27 protein-coding genes and 1 riboswitch are annotated in these 23,167 nt (G+C 37.9%); of the genes, 6 read left to right on the forward strand and 21 right to left on the reverse strand.

Going from position 1 to position 23,167, the window contains the following annotated elements:
* Positions 1 to 62 precede the first annotated feature (62 nt).
* Both PQQ29_RS12175 and PQQ29_RS12180 read left to right on the forward strand, forming a co-directional pair.
* Positions 63 to 902 carry a sulfite exporter TauE/SafE family protein gene (locus PQQ29_RS12175; protein WP_187983869.1) on the forward strand — a complete coding sequence of 280 codons (840 nt, stop codon included), beginning with the start codon at positions 63 to 65 and terminating at the stop codon, positions 900 to 902.
* Positions 903 to 1,268, forward strand: a complete 366-nt coding sequence (locus PQQ29_RS12180) for a DUF1634 domain-containing protein (protein WP_185543594.1) — start codon at positions 903 to 905, stop codon at positions 1,266 to 1,268. It begins immediately after the preceding gene.
* A 31-nt stretch (positions 1,269 to 1,299) separates the two neighbouring features.
* Here PQQ29_RS12180 and PQQ29_RS12185 read toward each other — a convergent pair whose 3' ends face one another.
* Complete coding sequence (locus PQQ29_RS12185; RefSeq protein WP_003763797.1) at positions 1,300 to 2,142, reverse strand: DUF72 domain-containing protein; 843 nt, start codon at positions 2,140 to 2,142, stop codon at positions 1,300 to 1,302.
* Between the two features lie 136 nt (positions 2,143 to 2,278).
* Between PQQ29_RS12185 and PQQ29_RS12190 the strand changes: the two genes are divergently transcribed.
* Positions 2,279 to 2,452: a peptide ABC transporter permease gene (locus tag PQQ29_RS12190; protein ID WP_185505541.1), complete on the forward strand. Its 174-nt coding sequence runs from the start codon at positions 2,279 to 2,281 to the stop codon at positions 2,450 to 2,452.
* A 66-nt stretch (positions 2,453 to 2,518) separates the two neighbouring features.
* Here the strand turns inward: PQQ29_RS12190 and sufB are convergent, their stop codons facing one another.
* From sufB to sufC, 5 genes are read right to left on the reverse strand one after another with little or no spacing between them, the layout of a single operon-like run.
* Entirely contained in the window at positions 2,519 to 3,913 is a 1,395-nt protein-coding gene (gene sufB, locus PQQ29_RS12195; RefSeq protein WP_003722438.1) for a Fe-S cluster assembly protein SufB, read from the reverse strand.
* Between the two features lie 22 nt (positions 3,914 to 3,935).
* The gene (sufU, locus tag PQQ29_RS12200; RefSeq protein WP_003722439.1) at positions 3,936 to 4,379 is read right to left on the reverse strand and encodes a Fe-S cluster assembly sulfur transfer protein SufU; all 444 of its coding nucleotides are present in this window, start codon (positions 4,377 to 4,379) and stop codon (positions 3,936 to 3,938) included.
* Complete coding sequence (locus PQQ29_RS12205; RefSeq protein WP_061113869.1) at positions 4,376 to 5,602, reverse strand: cysteine desulfurase; 1,227 nt, start codon at positions 5,600 to 5,602, stop codon at positions 4,376 to 4,378. Before PQQ29_RS12205 ends, sufU begins: the two co-directional genes overlap by 4 nt.
* Entirely contained in the window at positions 5,603 to 6,904 is a 1,302-nt protein-coding gene (sufD, locus tag PQQ29_RS12210; protein WP_187983868.1) for a Fe-S cluster assembly protein SufD, read from the reverse strand. It lies immediately after the preceding gene.
* 18 nt (positions 6,905 to 6,922) lie between these two features.
* Positions 6,923 to 7,708: a Fe-S cluster assembly ATPase SufC gene (gene sufC / locus PQQ29_RS12215; protein WP_003768207.1), complete on the reverse strand. Its 786-nt coding sequence runs from the start codon at positions 7,706 to 7,708 to the stop codon at positions 6,923 to 6,925.
* A gap of 339 nt (positions 7,709 to 8,047) precedes the next feature.
* Here sufC and PQQ29_RS12220 point away from each other — a divergent pair, with 339 nt between their 5' ends.
* Entirely contained in the window at positions 8,048 to 9,124 is a 1,077-nt protein-coding gene (locus tag PQQ29_RS12220) for an Lmo2079 family surface lipoprotein (RefSeq protein WP_187983867.1), read from the forward strand.
* A gap of 39 nt (positions 9,125 to 9,163) precedes the next feature.
* Here PQQ29_RS12220 and PQQ29_RS12225 read toward each other — a convergent pair whose 3' ends face one another.
* The 15 genes from PQQ29_RS12225 to PQQ29_RS12295 all read right to left on the reverse strand — a co-directional run bounded on the left by PQQ29_RS12225 (position 9,164) and on the right by PQQ29_RS12295 (position 21,926).
* Positions 9,164 to 9,994 (reverse strand): MetQ/NlpA family ABC transporter substrate-binding protein, encoded by an 831-nt coding sequence (locus PQQ29_RS12225; RefSeq protein WP_003763809.1) that lies wholly within the window; start codon positions 9,992 to 9,994, stop codon positions 9,164 to 9,166.
* A gap of 64 nt (positions 9,995 to 10,058) precedes the next feature.
* A complete protein-coding gene (locus tag PQQ29_RS12230) occupies positions 10,059 to 10,733 on the reverse strand; it encodes a methionine ABC transporter permease (protein ID WP_003763810.1) in 675 nt (224 codons plus the stop codon).
* Positions 10,730 to 11,752 (reverse strand): methionine ABC transporter ATP-binding protein, encoded by a 1,023-nt coding sequence (locus tag PQQ29_RS12235; protein WP_003769138.1) that lies wholly within the window; start codon positions 11,750 to 11,752, stop codon positions 10,730 to 10,732. The genes PQQ29_RS12230 and PQQ29_RS12235 overlap by 4 nt, the downstream gene beginning before the upstream one ends.
* A gap of 89 nt (positions 11,753 to 11,841) precedes the next feature.
* Positions 11,842 to 11,960: riboswitch (SAM riboswitch) on the reverse strand.
* 108 nt (positions 11,961 to 12,068) lie between these two features.
* The gene (locus tag PQQ29_RS12240; RefSeq protein ID WP_003769140.1) at positions 12,069 to 12,257 is read right to left on the reverse strand and encodes a hypothetical protein; all 189 of its coding nucleotides are present in this window, start codon (positions 12,255 to 12,257) and stop codon (positions 12,069 to 12,071) included.
* 78 nt (positions 12,258 to 12,335) lie between these two features.
* Complete coding sequence (gene cesK / locus PQQ29_RS12245; protein WP_033837587.1) at positions 12,336 to 13,478, reverse strand: histidine kinase CesK; 1,143 nt, start codon at positions 13,476 to 13,478, stop codon at positions 12,336 to 12,338.
* A complete protein-coding gene (gene cesR, locus PQQ29_RS12250) occupies positions 13,468 to 14,163 on the reverse strand; it encodes a response regulator CesR (RefSeq protein WP_003763814.1) in 696 nt (231 codons plus the stop codon). The genes cesK and cesR overlap by 11 nt, the downstream gene beginning before the upstream one ends.
* 75 nt (positions 14,164 to 14,238) lie before the next feature.
* Entirely contained in the window at positions 14,239 to 15,114 is an 876-nt protein-coding gene (locus tag PQQ29_RS12255; RefSeq protein ID WP_003768219.1) for a cation diffusion facilitator family transporter, read from the reverse strand.
* A gap of 192 nt (positions 15,115 to 15,306) precedes the next feature.
* Positions 15,307 to 15,615 (reverse strand): thioredoxin family protein, encoded by a 309-nt coding sequence (locus PQQ29_RS12260; protein WP_187983875.1) that lies wholly within the window; start codon positions 15,613 to 15,615, stop codon positions 15,307 to 15,309.
* Between the two features lie 60 nt (positions 15,616 to 15,675).
* Positions 15,676 to 16,053, reverse strand: a complete 378-nt coding sequence (gcvH, locus tag PQQ29_RS12265) for a glycine cleavage system protein GcvH (protein WP_003769150.1) — start codon at positions 16,051 to 16,053, stop codon at positions 15,676 to 15,678.
* Between the two features lie 39 nt (positions 16,054 to 16,092).
* Positions 16,093 to 16,446: an arsenate reductase family protein gene (locus PQQ29_RS12270; protein ID WP_003763821.1), complete on the reverse strand. Its 354-nt coding sequence runs from the start codon at positions 16,444 to 16,446 to the stop codon at positions 16,093 to 16,095.
* Positions 16,447 to 16,600: 154 nt separating this feature from the next.
* Positions 16,601 to 17,776: a rod shape-determining protein RodA gene (rodA, locus tag PQQ29_RS12275; protein WP_003769152.1), complete on the reverse strand. Its 1,176-nt coding sequence runs from the start codon at positions 17,774 to 17,776 to the stop codon at positions 16,601 to 16,603.
* Positions 17,777 to 17,846: 70 nt separating this feature from the next.
* Entirely contained in the window at positions 17,847 to 19,016 is a 1,170-nt protein-coding gene (gene rodA / locus PQQ29_RS12280) for a rod shape-determining protein RodA (RefSeq protein WP_010991233.1), read from the reverse strand.
* A gap of 140 nt (positions 19,017 to 19,156) precedes the next feature.
* Positions 19,157 to 19,948: an ABC transporter ATP-binding protein gene (locus tag PQQ29_RS12285; protein ID WP_010991234.1), complete on the reverse strand. Its 792-nt coding sequence runs from the start codon at positions 19,946 to 19,948 to the stop codon at positions 19,157 to 19,159.
* The gene (locus tag PQQ29_RS12290; protein WP_003732470.1) at positions 19,945 to 20,955 is read right to left on the reverse strand and encodes a FecCD family ABC transporter permease; all 1,011 of its coding nucleotides are present in this window, start codon (positions 20,953 to 20,955) and stop codon (positions 19,945 to 19,947) included. The genes PQQ29_RS12285 and PQQ29_RS12290 overlap by 4 nt, the downstream gene beginning before the upstream one ends.
* Positions 20,955 to 21,926, reverse strand: coding sequence for an ABC transporter substrate-binding protein (locus tag PQQ29_RS12295; RefSeq protein WP_187983866.1), 972 nt, complete (start codon positions 21,924 to 21,926; stop codon positions 20,955 to 20,957). Before PQQ29_RS12295 ends, PQQ29_RS12290 begins: the two co-directional genes overlap by 1 nt.
* Before the next feature lie 155 nt (positions 21,927 to 22,081).
* Between PQQ29_RS12295 and PQQ29_RS12300 the strand changes: the two genes are divergently transcribed.
* Together PQQ29_RS12300 and PQQ29_RS12305 are read left to right on the forward strand one after the other, a co-directional pair.
* Positions 22,082 to 22,246 (forward strand): hypothetical protein, encoded by a 165-nt coding sequence (locus PQQ29_RS12300; protein WP_003763827.1) that lies wholly within the window; start codon positions 22,082 to 22,084, stop codon positions 22,244 to 22,246.
* Between the two features lie 132 nt (positions 22,247 to 22,378).
* A complete protein-coding gene (locus tag PQQ29_RS12305; protein ID WP_010991236.1) occupies positions 22,379 to 23,137 on the forward strand; it encodes an alpha/beta hydrolase in 759 nt (252 codons plus the stop codon).
* The last annotated feature ends 30 nt before the right edge of the window (positions 23,138 to 23,167 follow it).

Consider the following 23,167-nt stretch of genomic DNA (forward strand, 5'->3'; position numbering starts at 1 on the left):
AATCGTTCAACCTTCATTTTATGTTATGATAGGATATATTGTTTTAAAGGGAAGTGATTTTTTTGGATATTACGCAAACAGTCGAAATTCTTCTAATCTCTGTTTTTGCAGGGGTTGTTGGCTCTTTGCTTGGGCTTGGTGGTGGAATTATTGTAACGCCTGCCTTAAATCTTATTTTCGGGATTGATATTCAGTATGCGATTGGAGCGAGTATTATTTCCGTTATCGCAACAAGTAGTGGTTCCGCCATCGCTTATATCAAAGACGGCATCACCAATCTTCGTGTCGGTATGTTTCTCGAGATTGCCACAACAATCGGTGCAATAACCGGGGCTTTCGTCAGCGGACTGCTCTCGGCTACAGCCCTCTACATCATCTTCGGACTTTTACTTCTATATTCTGCTTTCAACATGATTAAAAAGGTCGGTTCAGAATTTCCTACCAATGTGAAACCAGACCCACTTGCAACAAAATTAAACTTACATGATTCTTATTACGATAAATCTTTACGGCAAACAGTTGACTACCAAGTGGCAAATGTTCCTGCTGGTTTTGGTGTAATGTACGGCGCAGGTATCGCTAGTGGCTTACTTGGAATCGGTAGTGGCGCATTTAAAGTAATGGCACTTGATGTCTTTATGAAAATGCCGCTAAAAGTAAGTAGCGCAACGAGTAATTTAATGATGGGTGTAACCGCGGCTGCCAGTGCAACTGTGTATCTTTTCCAAGGTGACATCCAGCCCGCTATTGCAGCTCCTGTTGCGATTGGGGTACTTGTCGGCGCAACACTTGGAACGCGCATCATGCAACGTTTAAAAAGCAAAGTTATTCGGATTATTTTTATTCCCGTCATTTTATATGTTGCCTTCCAAATGATTTTAGAAGGATTGGGGTGGATTTAGATGGCAGAGAAAAAAGAAGAAATGTACCGCGTGGAGCTAATTGTTAGCGCACTGCTACGAATCGGTGTTGTCCTTAGTGCGATCATTATCGTTTTTGGCCTCGTTATGCTGTTTATTACCGGCGAAAGTGGCTATCCTGGGGAAACTTATCCGACCTCACTTACAGCGATTTTTAGCGGGCTAGGATCGCTTAAACCATACGCGATTATGATGTTCGGTCTGTTTTGCTTGATTTTAACGCCAGTCCTTCGTGTCGTTGTATCATTGTTTACTTTTTTGAAGGAAAAAGATTACTTATACGTTGGCGTAACTGGGATTGTACTTATTATTTTAGTTATTAGCTTTTTAATTGGAATTAAGGCATAAAAAAGATGGCGCTACTCACGCGCCATCTTTTTTATTCTGAAAACAAATCCATTTGCATCGGAGCCAAACCTTGAAACTCGACTTGGAGCGCCTTTTGTAAATGTTTCGCATTATCAGCAGCATCCCCGCCGCTGTTATTATTAAATATCACGACAACTTCTTTGGACAATTTTTGTAAATGTTCCACATATTTGGTCCACTCGTTTATTTCTTCCTCATTATAACGGTAAAGCGTGCGAACCTCGCGCCATTCCGGACTACTCGCTTTCATCCAACCATACTGATTCCGACCATGCAGTCTTACTAGCGTCATCTCACTATTTGTCTCACGAAGCACAATTGGTACACTTCCAGATCCAACTTGTGGTTCATCAACAACCGTATGAATAAAACCTAATTCTCGTAGTAAATCTAACGTCTTTTCTGTATTTTGTTCGCTATACCATGAGTTATTACGAAATTCAATTGCTACAGGCAAATCACCCATTTTCGAAGCGATATATCTTAAATAAGTCACATTTTCTTTCGTACAATTAAAATACGGTGGAAATTGATATAAAATTGCCTGTAGTTTTCCCGTTTCACTTATCGGCGCAATCATATCCATATAAGCCGTATACATCGCATTTTCGCTATCAAAATACTGCGACCATTCTTTATGTTTTGTCATCGCCGAAAAAGCCTTTATCACAAAACGAAAATCATCCGGAGTTTGCGCCGCCCAGTTTGCCGTTGTTCGCGGAGAAGGAATCGCATAAAAACTCGTATCGACTTCTACCACAGGAAAATGTGCCGCATAATCAGCTAATGTTAATTTTTTTGTTTGTAATAAAGAATCATGATCACTCCATCCAGTTAACCCGATTGTAATCATCAACCGCCACCCTCTCTATCGTTTTTGATTTATGTTTATTATAACGCAAAAAGGAGGGAGAATCTTTTAATTTGGTTGTTGCTTTACCTTGGATATTTTATGTCTTATACTTTAATTAAAAAAAAGGAGAAAACAGATGAAAAGACTTATTATAATGACTTCAGTTTTTTTCGGAACGATATTAATCGGTTCAGCCTTTACTGGCAGGAAACCTTTTGATGGATTAAGTATATCTTTAATAGGTGGATTATCTATTTTTATACTATCTTATTTTATTGCTGGCTTTTTAAGTAGAAAGAAAAACAGCTAAAATTAAATGTAAATAAAAACCCCCTTCAACCACAAAGCTGCAGTTGAAGGGGATTTTTTTGTTATATTAACCAATCGAGCCTTCCATTTCAAACTTAATCAAACGGTTCATCTCAACGGCATATTCCATTGGTAATTCTTTCGTAAATGGTTCAATGAAGCCCATAACGATCATTTCTGTCGCTTCTTCTTCGCTTAAACCACGGCTCATTAGGTAGAAAAGTTGTTCCTCGGATACTTTGGAAACTTTGGCTTCGTGTTCTAATGAGATGTTGCTGTTTAGGATTTCGTTGTACGGGATTGTGTCCGATGTGGACAGGTTATCCATAATGAGCGTATCACATTCGATATTGGAACGTGCTCCGTCTGCATTACGGCCAAAATGAACAATTCCGCGGTACGTTACGTTTCCGCCTTGTTTCGAAATCGACTTCGATACAATCGTAGAGGACGTATTAGGCGCATAGTGCATCATTTTCGCTCCCGCGTCTTGACGTTGCCCTTTACCGGCAATCGCGATAGAAAGGGTCGTTCCGCGCGCTCCTTCGCCACGTAAATGTACAGCTGGGTATTTCATTGTTAATTTCGAACCTATGTTACCATCAATCCATTCCATTGTCGCATTTTCTTCACAGAAAGTACGTTTTGTTACTAGGTTATAAACGTTATTTGCCCAGTTTTGGATGGTTGTGTAACGGCAGTAAGCGCCTGGTTTTACAATGATTTCCACGACAGCTGAGTGAAGGGAATTCGTTGTATAAACGGGAGCAGTACAGCCTTCTACGTAGTTTACGCTGGCATTTTCGTCGACGATAATCAGTGTCCGCTCAAATTGCCCCATGTTTTCCGAGTTAATGCGGAAATAGGCTTGAAGCGGCGTATCTACTTTGATACCTGGTGGTACGTAGATGAATGAGCCACCTGACCAAACAGCCGAGTTTAATGCTGCGAATTTGTTGTCGCTTGGTGGAATTACTTTTGCGAAGTATTCTTTGAAAATATCTTCGTTTTCTTTTAACGCGGAATCTGTATCTTTGAAGACAATCCCTAAATCTTCTAGGTCTTGCTTCATATTGTGATAAACTACTTCGGATTCATACTGCGCAGATGCACCAGCCAAATATTTTTGTTCGGCTTCAGGAATACCTAATTTATCAAAAGTACGTTTAATTTCTTCAGGAACTTCATCCCAAGAGCGCACTGTTTGTTCAGACGGTTTCACGTAGTAAGTGATGTCTTCAAACTTAAGTTCTGACAGGTCGCCACCCCAAGTCGGCATTGGCATTTTATAAAATTGCTCTAAAGACTTCAAACGGAATTCTAACATCCATTCTGGTTCTTCTTTAATATTCGAAATTTCTCTTACTACTTTTTCTGTTAATCCGCGTTCTGTACGGAACACAGAGGTATCTTTGTCATGGAATCCATATTGGTATTCGCCAATTTCTGGAATTTCAGTCATGTCGTATCCTCCTTTTCGCTACTTATTTTGTTCCTTCTTTTTCAAAAATCGCTCTCTCCATTGCTTTCCAAGAAAGGGTCGCACATTTGATTCTTGCTGGGAATTTCGCAACTCCGGCAAGTGCCTCGACATCACCGTATTCATCAATTGTTTCATGGTCGTGACCTTGCACCATTTCTGAAAATTCACGGGACATTTTTAACGCTTCTTTCTCGGTTTTCCCAATAATGCTTTGCGTCATCATCGAAGCAGAGGCCATCGAAATCGAACAGCCGCTACCAGTGAATTTTGCCGCAACGATTTTATCACCATCCATTTTTAAATGAAGATGAATTTGATCACCGCAAGTTGGGTTGTTGAGGTCGATTGTTACATCGCTATCTGGGAGCTCTCCATTATTGCGCGGATTTTTATAGTGATCCATAATGACTTGTCTATAAAGCTGATCTAATTTCCGGCTTGTCATAATCCAAAATACTCCTTTGTTAACTTGAGGCCATCTATAAGCGCATCAATTTCTTCTTTTGTATTATAAATATAAAAGCTTGCGCGAGCTGTGGAAGAAACGTCAAGCCACTTCATCAACGGTTGTGCACAGTGATGACCAGCTCGAATCGCAATTCCATCTTCGTCCAAAATAGTCGCAATATCGTGTGGGTGTGCGCCTTCTAAATTGAAAGTCACTAAGCCACATCGTTTACTCGCGTCTTTTGGTCCATAAATGGTAATGCCTTCGATTTTGCTCATTTCTTCTATCGCGTAGCTGGCTAATGCTTGTTCATGTGCGTGAATATTTGCGAGTCCGACTTCTGCCAAGTAATCAATCGCCGCACCTAGCGCAATCGCTCCGCCAATAATCGGTGTTCCGGCTTCAAATTTCCACGGCAGTTCTTTCCAAGTCGAATCGTATAATTCAACAAAATCAATCATTTCTCCGCCAAATTCGGTAGGTTCCATCGCATCAAGCAATTCACGTTTGCCATACAAGGCGCCAATGCCAGTAGGAGCCATCATTTTGTGCCCTGAAAAAGCATAAAAGTCAGCATCTAAATCAACTACATCGACTTCCATGTGCGGCACAGCTTGCGCACCGTCAACGAGAATGACTGCTCCAAATTGATGAGCAATTGCTGCGATTTCTTTAATTGGCGTGATAGTCCCGAGTACATTAGAAACATGAGCTAATGCAACGATTTTCGTTTTTTCGCCAATCGTTTTTTTGGCTTGTTCCACAGAAATCGTTCCATCTTCTTCTAGTTCGATATATTTCAAAACCGCGCCCTTGCGTTTAGCTAGTTGTTGCCACGGAATCAAATTAGAATGATGCTCTAGATAAGAAATAACTATCTCATCGCCAGCTTCAATATTTGCTTCCGCGTAACTATCAACAACTAAATTAATCGCTGAAGTAGTACCTCTTGTGAAAATAATTTCTGCTACTTCACGCGCATGAATGAACTTGGCTACTTTACCTCGAGCTGATTCATAAGCATCCGTCGCTCTTGCCGCAAGTGTATGCACACCGCGATGAACATTCGCATTATCAAACTCATAGTAATGTGTTAAAGCTTCAATAACTTGTTTCGGCTTTTGTGAAGTGGCAGCATTATCTAAATAAGCTAGCGGTTTTTCATTTATTTCTTGAGCTAAAATTGGAAAATCCGCCCGAATTTTTTGGATATCAATCATTTAGCGCACTTTCCCTTCGATTACTTCACGAAGCATCGTTTTCACACTTTCGATTGGTAACTGACGAACAACAGGGTCTAAGAAGCCATGAATAACTAATCTTTCTGCTTCTTTTTGAGAAATCCCGCGACTCATCAAATAGAATAATTGTAGTGGATCAACGCGTCCAACAGAAGCCGCATGTCCTGCTACTACGTCATTTTCATCAATTAATAAAATTGGGTTCGCATCACCGCGCGCTTCAGGACTAAGCATCAGTACACGTGATTCTTGTTGTGCATCTGACTTAGAAGCGCCATGTTTAATGTGGCCAATTCCGTTAAAAATAGTTGTCGCTCTTTCTTTCATAACACCATGGGATAAAATTGTACCATTAGAAGCTTTTCCGTAATGTGTCACGCGCGTTGTCACGTTTTGCGTTTGCTTCCCGCGTCCAACTGTCACAGTTTTCACATCAGCAGAAGATCCGTCACCCATTAGGTTCGTTACGTTCTCGTTGATAGTATCGCCATCATTCATTAGGCCAAGCGCCCATTCAATTTGGCTGTCTGTTCCAATGTGTCCACGACGGTTCACATATGTCGTAACATCACTTGCAAGATTGTCTACACCGCCAAAAGTAATGCGCGCATTTTTCTCAGCGATTACTTCTTCTACAATGCTAACAATCCCTTTAGGTGCGTTATCTACCGTTACGTAGTTTTCCACATAAGTGACTGCGCTATTATCATCCGCCACAAGCAACACATGATTAACAAGTGGAGATTCTGCTTTGTCTTGTACGAAAACAGCTTGAATTGGTGCTTTCACTTCGACATTTTTAGGAACGTAAAGGAAAATCCCACCGTTCACTAGCGCCGCATGAAAAGCAGTCAGTTTATGTTCGTTCACTTGAACTGAATCTGTCATGAAGTATTTTTTCACAAGTTCAGGATGGTTTTTCACAGCCGAAATAATATCTGTAAAAATAACGCCTTGGTCAACTAGTTCTTGTTGCAACTGAAGTCTCGCAGGTCTTTCATCCATTTGAACGTAAAAATTGGCTTCTTTATTATCTAAATCAACTAAATTCGCTACTTTTTCTGGCAAAGTTTCATTTGTTACGCCTTCTTTAAAAGGTATAAACGTCTCAAACTTCGTGAAATTCCAGCGAGTAATTTTTGTTTTATCCACAAAAGGCAAGTCCAGTTCCCCGTAAGCTTTAAAAGCATTGCGACGGATTTCTAAAAACCAATCCGGTTCATTCGCATTACTTGAAAAAGCGTGGATAAAATCATCTTTAATTGTCATATTTTCTGCCATGATTTTAACCTCACTTCCTTATTGTTGGTCTACTGCTTCTTCTTCCTCAAGTTCAATACCAAGTTCTTGTTTAATCCAGTCATAACCTTCAGCTTCTAAACGTTTAGCAAGCTCAGGTCCGCCTTCTTTAACTACTTTACCTTGCATCATTACGTGCACAAAATCTGGTGTAATGTAGTTAAGTAAACGTTGGTAATGGGTAATGATTAAGCAGCCGAAACCTTCGCCGCGCATTTCATTTACACCTTTAGAGACAACTTTAAGTGCATCAATATCAAGACCAGAGTCAATTTCATCTAAAATCGCTAATTTTGGCTCAATCATTAATAATTGCAAGATTTCATTACGTTTTTTCTCTCCGCCTGAAAATCCTTCATTTAAATAACGTTCTGCCATTTCTTCGTCCATATCTAAAATGTCCATTTTGGCATCTAATTTACGGATGAATTGCATTACTGGAATTTCGTCGCCTTCTTCGCGTCGGCTATTGATTGCTGCACGAATGAATTCAGCGTTTGTTACGCCACTAATTTCACTTGGATATTGCATCGCTAAGAAAAGGCCAGCACGAGCGCGTTCATCTACTTCCATCTCAAGTACATCTTCTCCGTCAAGCGTGATTGATCCTTGTGTTACTTCATATTTCGGGTGCCCCATAATTGCTGAGGACAACGTAGATTTACCTGTTCCGTTTGGTCCCATGATAGCATGGATTTCGCCAGTTGAAATTTCAAGGTTAACGCCCTTCAAAATTTCTTTTCCTTCTATTTCAACATGTAAATCTTGAATCTTTAAAGTTGCCATAAAAAAGTCCTCCCTAGTGTAAAATTTGCATAATCCTAGTTTAGTATAATTCTAATCTGATTACAACTATAAAAACCAGCACTCTTCGCATTCTCCCCTTCATTCTACTATTAATAGCCGTTTTTTACCAGTTTTCGTGCATTATCACTATTTCCATTTTATTTGAGAATCCATGACATAAAAGGAAGAGCGCTCTATATCAATAGAAGAAAGGTCCTTTTTTACTATAAAAAAGGATTGTATATCTTATTTAGATATGGTATTGTTGTAACGTAACAAATTTGCAACATAATAACTTATTTGTAATAAACGATTATTTATTGAAGGAGAATTTAAAATATGAAGAAAGCAATAATGGCTCTGACCATCTTTGTATTGCTTTTAGCCACATTATCCGGGTGCAGCTCCCCTAAGTCCGACTTCACATCTACTTTAAAGAAAACAGCTGAAAATAAACAATTTACAACGAACGTCACATTCCAAGTAAACAACCTATCTGATAACTACATTAAAAAACTTGGCTCTGATATTGACTTAAATCAACTTAAAAAATCTAACATTCAATATAAAATTTCTGTAGATAGTGATTCTTCCTCTTCCTATAGCGCCTATTCGCTTCACTGGAAAGGCAAAGAACCACTTGATTTAACTCTACATGCGCTCCAAAACAGTGAGGACGGGAAAGCTTATATCCCTGTAGCTGATATTTATGACGCAGCAGACAGTTTTTCAAGCCTACTATCCAATTCAGCAGCTCAGATTTTCAACAAAGTACTCGCGCAAAATAAAGACTTAGAATCTAAATATCTCAACGTATTCGAGACATTCCAAAACTTCTCCAATCAAACAATTGATTCAGAAACCGTTGATCGTCAAGCGGAAGAATTGAAAAAAATTGAAGAAGCCAGTGGTATCGCAATTTACAGCTATTTAAATAACTTAGATGACAAACATTTCACTTCCAAAGATAATGGAGATATTGTTTTAAACCTATCCAAAAACGAAATAAAAGATTTAGTCAATGACGTCTTTACAGCACTTGATAATGACGGAAACATCATCACACTTCTTTCAGAAATTGATGGTAGCTCGCAAAAAGAAGCTCAAAAAAAATGGAATTCCGGTGAAAAAAGTGTTCGTTCTTCACTAAAAAACCTTACTTCCAATAAAAATCAAACACTCGATTTCAAATTAACATTAACACCAGATAGTAAGAAAGGTTTTAGTAAAGCTGTTATCACTACAAACTTTGAAGATAGCAAAACAAAAGATTTAATCAACTTAACAACAACTATCGATATGCTTGATTATGAAAAAGTCCCTCCAATGCCGGAAGGTAAGGACATTGTTTCTAAAAAAGAACTTGATAAAGCCATTTCTGATGGACTGAAACTATATTTAAGTAGTGCTAATTAAAAAAATCCTTTTACCAAATCGGTAAAAGGATTTTTTTGTTTACTTATCGACTGGAACAACTGCTCCGTCCCATTCTTTCGTAATGTAATCTTGAATTTCTTTTGAATGTAACACCTTAACTAGTTCTTTAATGTTTTTGTCGTCTTTTTTCTTGTCAGTAGTTACAACAATATTAGCATACGGAGAATCTTTGCTTTCGATTGCAATAGCATCTTTCGAAGGGTTTAAGCCTTGGTCTACAACAAAGTTTGAGTTAATAGCGACAACATCGCCTTCTTCATTATTATATGCAGTCATCAAGTAAGCTGGGTCAAAATCATATTTAAATTTCAAGTTTTTCGGATTGTCTTTAATGTCGTCAAATGTTGCATCTTGTGGTTTCACGCCATCTTTAAGCGTTAAAAGTCCATTATCCACAAAAATCCCAATAACACGCGGCCAGTCAGATTTTGAGTTAGAAAGTAAAACTTGCGCGCCGTCTTTTAAATCTTTAATATCTTTTACTTTTTTAGAATAAATGCCCATTGGTTCGATGTGAATAGCACCGACATCAGCAAATTTGTAACCTTTTTCTTTTTCTTCTAATTCAAGATATGGTTTATGTTGGAAGTAGTTAGCATCTAAATCGCCTTCTTCTAGGGCTTTATTAGGCATAACGTAGTCTGTATATTTAACAATTTTCAAGTCAATCCCTTTATCTTTTAAGATAGGTTTTGCTTGTTCTAAGATTTGGGCATGAGGAGTATTTGACGCACCCACTACCAATTTATTATCGTCTTTACTAGATGAAGCTTTATCTGAGGAGCCACCGCAAGCTGTAAGTACTAAAACTAAACTTAATGTGAAAATTAAACCAAGAACCTTTTTCATGAAATTCTCTCCTTTTTTGCGGGGATTCCGCGTTTTTTTATATAAATTTCTTCATATACATTGATTAGCGTTTATCGGTTCGTTTTGTTAGGAAGTCGCCGATAAACTGGAAAATAAAGACGATAATTAAAATAATAATTGTCGCAAGTACCGTTACATCAGGTTGTCCACGTTGGAATCCTTCAAGATAGGCAGTATTTCCAAGCCCACCTGCACCAATGACGCCGGCCATCGCTGTGAATCCAACAAGTGAAATTGCTGTCACTGTAATACCAGAAATAATCGCTGGTAAGGCTTCTGGGATGAGCACTTTACCAATAATAGTAAACATGTTCGCACCCATGGATTTAGCGGCTTCAATAACGCCTTTGTCTACTTCACGAAAGGCAATTTCTACCATTCGACCATAGAACGGAGCTGCTGAGATAATTAAAGCTGGAAGTGCTGCTTTCGGTCCAATTACAGTCCCGACTAACGATTTTGTCATCGGTAAAAGTAACACGATTAAAATAATAAAAGGAATGGAACGGAACACATTAACAAGGATTGCTGTTATCCAGTATAAAATGCGCGCTCCGGCATGTTTTTTATTGTTGGTTAAAAATAGTAATAATCCTAGCACGATTCCTAGTAAAAAAACTGCAAATAATGAAGTAAGTGTCATATATAGCGTTTCTTGTGTGGCAACCCACATCATTTGAAAATCAACATTTGGAAATAACTCTTGTAATTTCGTCATCGTTCTAACACTTCCGTTTCTACTTTAAGTTGACGTAGCTGTGTTAGACTGGCATCTATCGCTTCTTCTGTGCCTAAAACTTGGACATACAATGTTCCGTATGCACCGTTTTGCGTTTGAGTTAAGTTCCCATGAAGGACATTTAGCATAACATCATTTTCTTTTGCTACTTGAGAGATAACTGGTTGAGTTGCATTTTCACTCATGAAGAGTAGTTTAACGATTTTACCTTCTGCGTAATTATCGAGTAATAGATGGATTAGTTCTTCCGTTTCGTCTGAATCAGTTACTTGGCGGACGAAACGCTGCGTTACTTTTTCTTTAGGATGGCGGAAAACGTCTAATACGTCACCGAGTTCAGCAACTTTCCCGTTTTCCATGACTGCCACGCGATTACAGATTTTCCGGATAACATGCATTTCGTGGGTGATAACGATGATAGTTAGGTTGAGGCGTTTATTTATGTCTAGCAGTAATTCTAAAACTTCATCGGTTGTTTGTGGATCTAGTGCGGATGTAGCTTCATCACAAAGCAATACTTTAGGGTTATTCGCGAGCGCTCTTGCAATACCTACGCGCTGTTTTTGCCCACCACTTAGTTCAGCTGGATAGGCGTTTTCTTTTCCTTCTAAGCCAACGAGTCGGATTAGTTCATTGACCCGAAAACGTCTTTTTTCACCGCGAACACCAGCAATTTCTAATGGAAACGCGATATTCTCTGCAACAGTTCTAGACCATAATAAATTAAAATGTTGAAATATCATTCCGATTTGTTGGCGCGCTTTTCTTAATTTACTACCACGAATTTGGCTAATTAGTAGGTTATCTACTTCAACAGACCCTTCTGTTGGTAGTTCTAATCCATTGAACATTCGGATTAGTGTACTTTTACCAGCCCCTGAATAACCAACTACTCCGAAAATCTCACCTTGTTCAATTTCTAAATCGACATGGTCGACAGCGAGAACTTTGTTATTTCTGGACGTATATTCTTTTACGACGTTCTGTAACGTAATCATCTCTATCACCTTTTCTACATTCTGATATACAAAAAAGCCTTCCTGCTAATGAGCAGAAAGGCAGCATTTTTTCAAATGGGCTAACTTCCTTCTCATCTTTCAGAACAAATCGTTGTTCTGCATGACTTAGCACCTTAAACACATAATGAATTATTGTTTAGGTTGCTGGGTTTCACAGGGCATTTCCCTCCACCACTCTGGATAAGATTTCTACATATTATTATATCACTTCATTTGTGACTATAGTGACGTTTCTTGTTTTTTCATATTACCTTTTCCGTCACACTTTGTCAATAACTTTTTTATTTATACGCATCTATATGTAATTTACTTCACTAATAATACTATTTTCTCCCGAATCTTCCTGGCTAGCTAACTGAGAGGCTATTTTAATCTGAGCTCTATTTTGATATTTAAGTTCGCTACTATTGACTTGAATTATGTACATAAATACCGCAATGACCGTGATACAAGCAACAACAATTAAAACAATATGTTTTTTCATTTTTCTCTCCTCCGTGATTTATATTCTACTGAAAGAACATAAATCACAAGGAAAGAAACATTTAAGAATTTTTAAAGATTAAATGAGCGGCAATTTGACGATAAAACTTGTTTTGCGATGTTTGCTTTCTGCGGTAACAATTCCGCCGTGTTTTTCAACGATAGACTTAGCAATTGCAAGGCCTAAACCAGTACCCGTTGTTGTCCGGTTTTTATCTACTTTATAAAAACGTTCAAATAAATAAGGCAAATCAACGGTTGGAATCTCTTCACCATAGTTAGTGACCCGCACAACAGCCATATGATCTTCTTTTTTCGCGCTTACATCAATTTGTTTATTTCCTTCTCCGTATCTAAGTGCATTGGAAAATAAATTCTCAAACAAACGCATAATTTGGTTACCATCGCCACCAATAATGAGTTTATTGGCATCAAAATGTTCGATTATCTGCATATTTCGTTCTGCAGCTCGTCCGTCATATTCTGCTACTAATTGTCTGAGTAATTCAATGATGTCTAGTTCGTCTTTTTTCAATTGGTAATCAACACTATCAAGCCTAGTATAAGAGAATAAATCATCAATCAGTTTATGCAGATGACGCGCTTTTCCGTAAACAAGTTCCGTATAATAACGCAGCTCAATCTCATCACGATAACGATCCTCATGAATATAACTTAAATATCCTAAAATCGACGTTAAAGGCGTTCGCAAATCATGTGAGACATTCGTAATCAAGTCATTCCTAGCTTGCTGCGCCTGTTCTTCCTTTTTCATTAATTTATTTTGTCGTTCACGCATATTTTCAATGTTTCGCTCAAGTTCTTGAATTTCCGGGACAAAACTTTCTGTATCAACCGGCTTTCCATCATTTAAAGCAAAATTAATCGTTCGTAGTTGTTTTTTTAATATCCGCTGACGCATCAATCGATAAAAGAATGCAAAGAATAAACAAGCAATCAAAAAGATAATTAAAAACTTCAGCGATAACATCCAAAACGACTGCATTATCCGAGTATATTTATTCGGCCCAAAAAGTTGAACCATAGATTGCGTCACTTCACGTAAAAACAAAGAATCATCACGAATAGAAATACTCCACAAATAAATAGTTTGGACAGTAATCAAAGCAAAAACCCAAGACACTATTGCAAAAAAAGTCGCCTGCCAAACATTCATCACATGGCTAATTTTCGTAAACAACACTTCCAGCCTAGATTTCAATTTTGTACCCTACTCCCCATATTGTCTTAATCACATTTTCTCCGCCCATAGCATCTCTCAATTTATCGCGCAAGTTGCTAATATGGACCATGACCGTTTTACTCGCTCCGAGTGCTTTCTCCTGCCAAATTTTCTCAAAAATATATTCCGAACTGAAAACACGACCTGGTTCACTCGCTAGTAAAAATAAAATATCAAATTCTGAAGTAGTTAAATGAAGTTCTTTTTCTCCAACAGTTACAACATGAAGCCCGCGATCAACTACAATTGGCCCAATAATGACCTTATCTTGACTAACTGGCTCCGCTTGACTCATTTGTTGCATACGTCTTAAAATCGCTTTAACGCGAACAGAGAGCTCTAAAGGATTAAACGGTTTGACCATATAATCATCCGCTCCAGTTAATAGTCCCATAATTTTATCATTATCTTCTGCCTTTGCACTAAGCATTAAAATTGGCGTTAAAATACCATTTTTCCGCATTAATCGGCATACTTCAAGGCCATTCATTTCTGGCATCATTATATCTAAAATCACTAATGTTGGCTGCTTTTCTTGCACTAAACGCCATACTTCCGCACCATCATAAGCTTGATAAATTGTGTATCCTTCATTTTGTAAATATAATTTTACTAAATCAACAATTTCTTTATCATCATCGGCAATCAAAATAGATGTTGTCATACTCATTGTCCTTTCCATTCTTATTTCTACCTATTGTAACACTTTAGAAACAAATCGAATAGAAAGAGCTGATTTTTAATTTCTAGTTAGCACTCGCTCTTCTTCAGGTTCTAAGTGAATCAAAACTTCTGCTTTCGCGTAAAAATTCATAATCTCTGCTTCAATTTCATCACAAAGCGAATGAGCACTTTCAATTGTCATCGTGGAAGATACTACTAAATGAAAATCAATATATTCTTCCGCTCCTGCTCGCCTAGAGCGAAAATCATGAAATTCAATAAATTTATTTTTATGCGCTAAAATAATCTTTTTAATCGCCTCTTCTTCATTATCTGAAAGACGTTTATCCATTAATGGTGGAAAAGATTCTTTTAAAAGCTTAAATGCTTCGTACATAATATAAAATGCCGTTAAAATAGCGATAACTGGGTCTAACCACAACCAGCCAGTTATGTATACTAAAAATAAACTAAGCGCAATACCAAGCGATGTGAAAACATCTGTATATAAATGTAGCGCATTGGATTTCATTGCAACTGAATTGGCTTTAATTGCCGCTCTTTTAATAATTCGTGACACAATAATATTAACAATCGCCCCAAAAAGCATGACAGCAATACCGAGCGCTGGAAATCTAATTTCATGCGGATTTAAAAGTTTATTAACAGATTCAACAATAATCCAAATACCCGCTACAAAAATCAATAAAGTTTCAATAGTCCCCGCGATATTTTCCGCTTTCCCGTGCCCATATGGATGGTCCTCGTCTGCAGGCTGATTCGAAATTCGAATAGAAAAGAAAGTAATGACTGATGCAAATAAATCCATTGAAGAGTGAATTCCTTCTGAAATCACAGCTACCGATCCCGTGAAAAAGCCGACAATTAATTTAAGTACGACGATAACAAAATTACTACACACCGATAAAATAGTAAGGTTAGAATTGTTCATAGAAAAGCCTCCGATATGTTTATGTTTCACTAAAAATTTCTCTTTATAAAACACTATTTTAACAACTCGAATTATCTTACCACGAGTAGCCAAATTGTGTCTATAGCAATGTTTTTAGCTAAATGCAGTTCTATATCAGAAACGAAACTTTTTTGCGCACGGGCAAAAATTAACACAGAAAAAATCCCTGTATCACTCACTATACAGGAATTCAAAAATAGCTGTTGCATCATGTAATTTATACGTTAAATCCTTTGGTTCGCCGTTCTTAAATTTCACTAACGCGGGGACTGACGTGATTTCCAAGCTTTGAGCAATATCTGGCACATAGTTCAAGTCTACTTTTGCGACGTTGCTATGAATACTGTCTGCTTCTAAAACCACGTCTACTAAGCGGCTTGCTATCTGACAGTTGCCACACATTGGTGTAAAAAAGAAAACGACAAAATCCGCGCCATCGTTTTGTGCCTCGCTAAAAGTCTCTTTTTCCCAAGTTTCCAGAAAAAACGCCTCCTATCAAAAAAAGCCAGCTTCGGTTATCCCAAGCCGGCTTCTAATAAATTAATCTAATCCTTTTTCGTAATCATCACTTGATAAAAGAGCAGTTACATCTGCTTCTTCTACTTCAGTAAGTTTTAAAATCCAACCAGTGTCATATGGGTTGCTATTAATTAGTTCTGGCTCATCTTCTAATGTTTCATTAACAGCAACTACTTTACCAGTTACTGGCGCATAAAAATCAGATACTGTTTTAACGGATTCAATGCTACCGATTGAATCACCTTTTGTTACGGTATCGCCAACTTCTGGCAATTCAACAAATACAATATCCCCTAATTGATCTTGGGCAAAGTCAGTAATCCCAATAATATAACTACCGTCTTCTGCTTTCACCCATTCATGTTCTTCTGTGTACAATAAGTCTTTTGGTAAACTCATTTCAAAACTCCTCCTTTTACTTGCAATTATCTATATTGACTATTTCCAAGTTGCTTCAAATTCTTCTTCTTTGAAACCAAGTGTTACTTCTTTACCGTTAGTTGTAAGTGGGCGTTTGATTAACATGCCATCTGAAGCAAGCAAATTATAAGCCTCTTCCGGTGAAAGTGTATCAAGCTTATCTTTTAGTCCAAGTTCGCGGTATTTAATACCACTTGTATTAAAGAAACGACGGATTGGAAGCCCGCTAGCCTCATGCCATTTTTGTAATTCTTCGGCAGTTGGGGTTTCAGTCTTAATGTCTACTTCGTTAAAATCAACATGCTCATTTTCAAGCCATGCTTTTGCTTTCTTGCAGGTGCTACATTTTGGATACCAATAAAAATTAATCATTTTGCCTCTCCCTCCGATTGCATTCTATTACTATCATAGTGCATTTTTTCTTAAAGTACAAATAGCAACCCTTAGAAAAAAACAGAGATTTTGAAAGCGCATTCATATCAGTTCAAAAAAATACAAAAGCCACTTCGACTTCTGTATTTTTCTTTTAAGATGCGTGATTTTCTTCTTTCACTTCAAACATCGATTTCTTAAAGTTAAACCTTATCCCGAGAACGAGCCCGACTGCCATCATATTCCCGAGCAGAGCACTACCACCGTAACTAATAAACGGAAGCGGAATACCTGTGATTGGTAATAAACCAATATTCATGCCAACATTTTCTAGCACGTGGAACATTAACATCATTACAACACCCGTACAGATATATGAATAAAATGGAACGCCCACATCAAGCGCCACTCGAATAATTTGATAAATTAGTAAGAAATAAATCGCCAGTAGAATACTCGCTCCAATAAAGCCATAGTCTCCAGCTACAATCGTAAAGATAAAGTCATTATGATTTTCAGGAATTGCGATGGCATCATATCCCGCCCCGTTTCCAGAAATCTGACCAGAACCAATTGCCGTCATCGCTCGCAGCACTTGATAGCCCCCGCCTTGAGGGTCATTTTCCGGATTTATCCAAGTCGTAATCCGGTCAAATTGATATGGTTTAAAACCAAGACTCGTTAACCAATTCTGATGATAAATAACCATCCAAATAAGCGTAGTACCAATTGCTGCTATCGAGCCAAAAAGCGGTACGATAATTTTCCAAGTAATACCTGAAATAAGAATCATCCCCGACATAATAGCAATAAATACAAGCGCTGTCCCTAAATCGGGTTGTAGCATAATTAAAATAAGCGGCATTAAAGTAAATAAGCCGATTTTTAGCAGTAACCAAGCATCATAACTAAAGCGATGAACTTTATACGTTCGATTATGATCCCAGATTACTTTTGCCAATACGATAATTAATATTACTTTTACAACCTCAGAAGGCTGAATATTACCTAAAAACGGAATAACTATCCAACTCTTCGCTCCTTTTACTTCTTTACCAAAAAGTAAAACAAACACGAGTAAAAACAGACCTAACCCATAAAAGTAATAAGCCCATCTCGTGAGTCGATCATAATCCAGTTGCATCACGACAATAATTGCAAATGTCGAAACCACAAACCACATAGCTTGTTTTACAACAAAGTTTGCATCATATTGATTATTTGTTAATTGCGCACTATAAATGGACACCAAACTGATTATCATAAGTAACATCATTGATAAAACAATCCCGTAATCAATGCGTCCAGCTAGTTTATTTTGTTGATTCATTATTTAATTACTCCTTACTGGTTGGTTTGTGTATACTAACGCTTTCTCCCAAACAGTTTAAAAAAGAAAATCATACGCGATTCCCTTTTCCTAAGTTAACTTCTGGGGCATTATACCTCGCAGATAACACGAGTCCAAGTGCCATAAATGCGCCAAGAAGAGAGCTTCCCCCATAACTGACAAAAAGAAGTGGAATACCGGTAATTGGAAGAAGACCAATTGTCATCCCGATATTTTCTAAAACGTGAAATAAAATCATCGAGCAAACACCCGTACAAATATACGAATAAAAAGGAATACCAATGTCTAATGCCACTCGAATAATTTGGTAAATCAGTAAAAAGTATAACATAATAAGTACGCAGCCACCAATAAAACCGAAATTCCCACCAATAATAGAAAAAATAAAATCATTGTGGTTTTCTGGAATAGCGATTGCCTGGTTGCCAATACCATTTCCTTGTAACTGACCAGAACCAATCGCCTGCATTGAACGGAGCAGTTGCATACCGTCCCCAAGCGGATCTTCCTCAGGTCTAAGCCAAGAAGTAATTCGTTTAAATTGATATGGTTTAAATCCTAGTTTTTGTAAAAAATCTTGATTGTACATAACTAAATAAATTAACGTCCCGCCTAGTAAAGCGACCGAACTAAATACTGGCACTAAGATTTTCCATGTAACACCACTAATAAAGATCATTCCGATGATAATAGCAATAAACACTAAAATTGTACCTAGGTCTGGCTGAAGTCTAACTAACCCAAGTGGAATAATAGAAACGATGCCTATTTTAAGCAATAATTGTATATCTAATTTTACCGTGTGCAGTTGATATTTTTTATTATGGTCCCAAATTACTTTAGCAAGCGCGAGAATTAAGAAGCTCTTCATTAACTCTGAAGGTTGCAAACTTCCAAGTGAGCCAATACTAATCCAGCTTTTAGAACCTTTACGCTCATCGCCGACAATTAATACAAGCACTAGAAGTAAATTCCCAATACCATACAAGTAATATGCCGCCCATTGAAGCCGATCATAATCGAAAAAAAGTACAATAACAACGACTATTCCAGTAGAAATAACAATCCAAATAGACTGCTGCAGTAAGAAATTATTTGTGTACTGGTCATTAACAAGTCCTGCGACATAAATAGCCATTAAACCGATAGTACAAAGCAACATCATCAAGAATATAATCGCGTAGTCAACTCGAACTGCCTTTTTTCTATTTCTAGCCATTGCTTTCCGTCCTTTATGTTTAGATTTAAATGTAAAAAAGCTGCTATTCTTAAAAAGAGCAACAGCCTTCATCTATTATAATAAAGTTTACCTTGGATAGGAAGCTTTTTCACCAAATTCTAATCTTCTTTCTGTTTTCTTTAATATTCAAATCTAGTCGAAGCAAGCGGATGAATGTGCTGTTTTCCATCTTTTTCAGTAATATCTGCTGTAATATGAAAGACATTTCGCAAAAGCTCCGTTGTAAAAACTTCTTGAGGCGTACCATTTTTGACTAATCCACCATTTTCGCAAACAAAAACATAATCACTGTAGATTGCAGCTTGATTTAAATCATGTAACACTAACACAATCGTTAAATTATATTCTTTATTTAAATGAACTAACAAATCTAACAGTTCAAGTTGATGGGCAATATCTAGATATGTCGTTGGTTCATCAAGTAGTAAAATAGGTGTTTTTTGCGCAAGAGCCATTGCAAGCCACGCACGTTGACGTTCACCGCCTGATAACGAGTGAAGTGGTCGATACGCCAGATTTTCTAAGTTACACACTTTAATTGCCCACTGAATAACCGCCTCATCATCTTCTTGTAAAGTAGAAAGCCAACTTCTGTGCGGCAAACGTCCATAAGCCACCAAGTCATGCACCATAACATCAACTAAACCTTCAGGGGCTTGAGATAACATCGTCATTTTCTTCGCTAAATCTTTAGAAGGAATATCCTTAATATTTTTTTCATCAAGCAAAACTTCTCCACTATCAGGTGTCAAAAGGCGCATCATCAAACGAAGCATAGTTGATTTACCTGAACCATTTGGACCGATAAGTGTCGTGATTTTACCTTCTGGAATGCGTGCGCTCACGTCTTTCATTTCAAAATCTCTTTTACGTGAAAAAGAGATGTTTTTTAGTTCTAATGCAGGTTTCATGAAGCAACCCTCCCTCTTTGAAGTAGGAATAAGAAGAATGGTGCGCCAATCATTGCAAGCAGAATCCCAACCGGAAGCTCAATCGACCCAAACCAACTTCTAGCCGCAGTATCAGCAAAACCGACTAACAGTGCGCCACCTAAGGCAGATAATGGCAGTAAATATTTGTAGTCATTGCCGATAATCAAGCGGAAAATATGTGGCACAACCAGCCCAACAAAGCCAATTAATCCAGCTACACTCACTGCGACCCCACTTAAAAATGCCGCCAACATGATAATGAAAAAACGATGTCGTTCGACGGAAAAACCGAGTAATTTTGCTGCATCGTCCCCAAGTAGCAACACATTAGAAGAGCGAATAGCAAAACCACTTAGCACAAAACCAACCAACATATAAGGCCAAATCATATCCAAGTGATACCAACTTTTCCCAGAAAGCGTTCCTGTCATCCAAGAAATAACACTTTGAACCCGGTTACTATAAAGCACCATAACTCCCGAAGTCATTGCGCCAATAAAAGCATTAATAGCAACACCAGATAAAATGACACGTAATGGAGAAACGCCACGATCCCACGCTAATAAATAAATTAAAATTGCCGTACCAAAAGCCCCTAAAAATGCGCCAATTGGAACAAAAGAAGCCAATGCAGGAAATGCTAACGTCATTAAAATTGCTACAAAGCCGCCACCCGCTGAAACCCCGATTACACCTGGGTCAGCTAATGGATTTCGCATTACACCTTGGAGCAAGCAACCTGCTATTGCAAGTGCAGCGCCTACTAAGAAGGCAATCAATAGTCGTGGCAAACGCAAATTCCATATCAATTGATTCGCAAGGTCACTCCCGCCGCCAGTCAAAGTTTGCCAAGCGTCACTATATGTAACTTTCACGGACCCAGTAGTCAGCCCGTAGAAAAAAGCTAAAATAAGTAAAACAATTACTACAATAAAAGTTATCCGTCTACGTTTTCGCCGCGGATCATGCGCCTTCACAGTTGTCATTAGTTAGCCACCTTATTTATTTCATCTGTCATATAATCCAATGCTTGATCAATTTTCATTCCGGGATTTGTTCCGAAAAGTTCTGCTGGAAGTACGACAATATGATCATTTTTAACGGCGCTTGTTGAATTCCAAGCTTCATTTTGTTTCATTTCTTTTTTAAAGGCTGTTTCTGTTTCTTTTTCATCTCCGCCGTGAATCATTAAGAAAATCACTTCTGGATCAGCAGCAACAATTTTTTCGACATTCATCGAAGCATATTGCGGAAAGTTTTCCACACCTTTAAAATCTTTCGCCACGTTTTCTCCACCAGCGATTTCTAAAACATTTCCGCTTAACGAGGATGGTAACGCCGCGTAGTTACTTCCTGGAGCTCCGAGTACTAGTAAAGCGCGTACTTTTTTACCTTGCTGTTTTTGCTTCACTTCTGCTACTTTTTTTTCAATACTTGCTTCTAGTTCTTCTGTTTTTGTTTCTTTACCTAAAAGCTTGCCAAGAACGGCTGTCTGTTTTTTTATTTCATCGATTGAATTCGCTCCAGTTAGCACAACTTTCGGTCCTACGCCTTCCATTGCAGGCACGTCTTTTAAGTTTTGTTCTGAACTTGCTACAATAGCATCAGCCCCAAGAGAAGCAATTTTCTCTAAGTTTAAATCATGCGTATTGCCCACTTCTGTCGCTTTTTTTGCGCCATCTGGAACACCACTCGCATCTGTTGTTTGACGACCAACGACTGTCCCACCAAGCGCATAAATAATGTTCATATCTGCATTTGTAAGTGCGATGATTCGTTCTGGTTTTTTATCAAAAGAAACATCACGACCAGCCATATCCGTTACCGTTAAGGCTGCTTGCGATTTATTTTCTGTTTTTACTTTTTCGTTATTCGTATCAGTTGCAGTATCATTTCCACACGAAGCAAGGAGTAGTGCGGCTGTTATACTTAACGTCAATATAGTTATTTTCTTCATAATTCCCCTCCACAATACTGTCCTTTTCATTTTACTAAATTATACCACGATATTCAAAAAGTCGGACCCCTAATTGAGAATTATTTTCATCTATATCCAATTAGTCGATATTTTCACGTTAATACTTTATAATTAAATCAAGGAGGCGATGAAAAATGACTGATAATCTTTTTCCTAATCTAGCGCATGAAAATTGCAAAGAACCGATGCCCCCAGTCACAACAGAACAATTCAAAGAAGCAGCCATTCTAGAAAAGAATCGCAAGCTTGAAGAAATTTTGAACATCGTGGATAAAAAGAAACCTAGTATAAAAAAATAACGAGGACCTGTTCGCGCAGGTTCTTTCTTTACACTTTAATTCCGAGTTAACTCATAAGATAAGTTATATTTATTTTATTTCACTAAAAAATCATGTATACTAGAAAAAAAGATAGGTCAGGAGGCCCTTACATTGGCTATTTTAGAACTAAATTTCAAATCAGAATGTTTAGCCATGCAAACAAGTGTAACGGTGATTTTACCCGAAACAGAAACACTTTACCATGGTTCAATTCCTAAATATAAAACATTATATATTCTGCACGGCTTGTCTAACAACCACACTACTTATGTGCGCAATACGAATATTGAACGTTATGCTACCGAAAAAGGACTCGCTGTCATCATGCCTGCAGCAGACCATAGTTTCTATTCTAATATGGTTCACGGTCGCGATTTTTTCCAATTTGTCAGTACTGAACTTCCTCACGTGATGAAAAACTGGTTCCCACTTTCGGACAAAAAAGAAGATACTTTCATAGCTGGGCATTCTATGGGTGGTTACGGTGCGTTCAAAGTTGCACTTACTTTCCCAGAAAAATTCCAAGCCGCTGCAAGCATGTCTGGTGTCATGGATATTAATTATATCATTAAAGAAGATTGCTTCGAAAATTTCAGCACACGTGCCATCACTGGAGAAATGACTAGCCAAACTGGTACGGAAAATGACTTATTTCATTTATTAGAAACTAATCTAACGAACAACGTGGAGTTACCAGCTCTTTTCCAAAATTGTGGTACAGAAGATTTTCTTTATGAAGACAATCTTCGTTTCCGTGATTTTGCGCTTGCCAAAAACGCTCCACTAGAATACCGCGAAGGTCCTGGTGATCATGATTGGGATTTTTGGGATAAAAGCTTAAAAGAAATTATCGACTGGCTTCCACTTTAATAAAAAGAAGACTTGGACTCGCATCCAAGT

Source organism: Listeria innocua (genome assembly GCF_028596125.1).
Lineage (GTDB): Bacteria > Bacillota > Bacilli > Lactobacillales > Listeriaceae > Listeria > Listeria innocua.

What these genes read in the sequence shown, in the direction of transcription:
- cesR (WP_003763814.1), bottom strand. Translation starts at nt 14,163, where the DNA reads ATGACAACATCTATTTTGATTGCCGATGATGATAAAGAAATTGTTGAT.
- PQQ29_RS12225 (WP_003763809.1), bottom strand. Translation starts at nt 9,994, where the DNA reads ATGAAAAAGGTTCTTGGTTTAATTTTCACATTAAGTTTAGTTTTAGTA.
- PQQ29_RS12285 (WP_010991234.1), bottom strand. Translation starts at nt 19,948, where the DNA reads ATGAAACCTGCATTAGAACTAAAAAACATCTCTTTTTCACGTAAAAGA.
- rodA (WP_003769152.1), bottom strand. Translation starts at nt 17,776, where the DNA reads ATGAATCAACAAAATAAACTAGCTGGACGCATTGATTACGGGATTGTT.
- PQQ29_RS12240 (WP_003769140.1), bottom strand. Translation starts at nt 12,257, where the DNA reads ATGAAAAAACATATTGTTTTAATTGTTGTTGCTTGTATCACGGTCATT.
- PQQ29_RS12290 (WP_003732470.1), bottom strand. Translation starts at nt 20,955, where the DNA reads ATGACAACTGTGAAGGCGCATGATCCGCGGCGAAAACGTAGACGGATA.
- PQQ29_RS12220 (WP_187983867.1), top strand. Translation starts at nt 8,048, where the DNA reads ATGAAGAAAGCAATAATGGCTCTGACCATCTTTGTATTGCTTTTAGCC.
- sufB (WP_003722438.1), bottom strand. Translation starts at nt 3,913, where the DNA reads ATGACTGAAATTCCAGAAATTGGCGAATACCAATATGGATTCCATGAC.
- PQQ29_RS12230 (WP_003763810.1), bottom strand. Translation starts at nt 10,733, where the DNA reads ATGACGAAATTACAAGAGTTATTTCCAAATGTTGATTTTCAAATGATG.
- PQQ29_RS12180 (WP_185543594.1), top strand. Translation starts at nt 903, where the DNA reads ATGGCAGAGAAAAAAGAAGAAATGTACCGCGTGGAGCTAATTGTTAGC.
- sufD (WP_187983868.1), bottom strand. Translation starts at nt 6,904, where the DNA reads ATGGCAGAAAATATGACAATTAAAGATGATTTTATCCACGCTTTTTCA.
- PQQ29_RS12255 (WP_003768219.1), bottom strand. Translation starts at nt 15,114, where the DNA reads ATGAACAATTCTAACCTTACTATTTTATCGGTGTGTAGTAATTTTGTT.
- sufU (WP_003722439.1), bottom strand. Translation starts at nt 4,379, where the DNA reads ATGACAAGCCGGAAATTAGATCAGCTTTATAGACAAGTCATTATGGAT.
- PQQ29_RS12270 (WP_003763821.1), bottom strand. Translation starts at nt 16,446, where the DNA reads ATGATTAATTTTTATTGGTATCCAAAATGTAGCACCTGCAAGAAAGCA.
- gcvH (WP_003769150.1), bottom strand. Translation starts at nt 16,053, where the DNA reads ATGAGTTTACCAAAAGACTTATTGTACACAGAAGAACATGAATGGGTG.
- rodA (WP_010991233.1), bottom strand. Translation starts at nt 19,016, where the DNA reads ATGGCTAGAAATAGAAAAAAGGCAGTTCGAGTTGACTACGCGATTATA.
- PQQ29_RS12300 (WP_003763827.1), top strand. Translation starts at nt 22,082, where the DNA reads ATGACTGATAATCTTTTTCCTAATCTAGCGCATGAAAATTGCAAAGAA.
- PQQ29_RS12295 (WP_187983866.1), bottom strand. Translation starts at nt 21,926, where the DNA reads ATGAAGAAAATAACTATATTGACGTTAAGTATAACAGCCGCACTACTC.
- PQQ29_RS12235 (WP_003769138.1), bottom strand. Translation starts at nt 11,752, where the DNA reads ATGATTACGTTACAGAACGTCGTAAAAGAATATACGTCCAGAAATAAC.
- PQQ29_RS12190 (WP_185505541.1), top strand. Translation starts at nt 2,279, where the DNA reads ATGAAAAGACTTATTATAATGACTTCAGTTTTTTTCGGAACGATATTA.
- PQQ29_RS12205 (WP_061113869.1), bottom strand. Translation starts at nt 5,602, where the DNA reads ATGATTGATATCCAAAAAATTCGGGCGGATTTTCCAATTTTAGCTCAA.
- PQQ29_RS12185 (WP_003763797.1), bottom strand. Translation starts at nt 2,142, where the DNA reads ATGATTACAATCGGGTTAACTGGATGGAGTGATCATGATTCTTTATTA.
- sufC (WP_003768207.1), bottom strand. Translation starts at nt 7,708, where the DNA reads ATGGCAACTTTAAAGATTCAAGATTTACATGTTGAAATAGAAGGAAAA.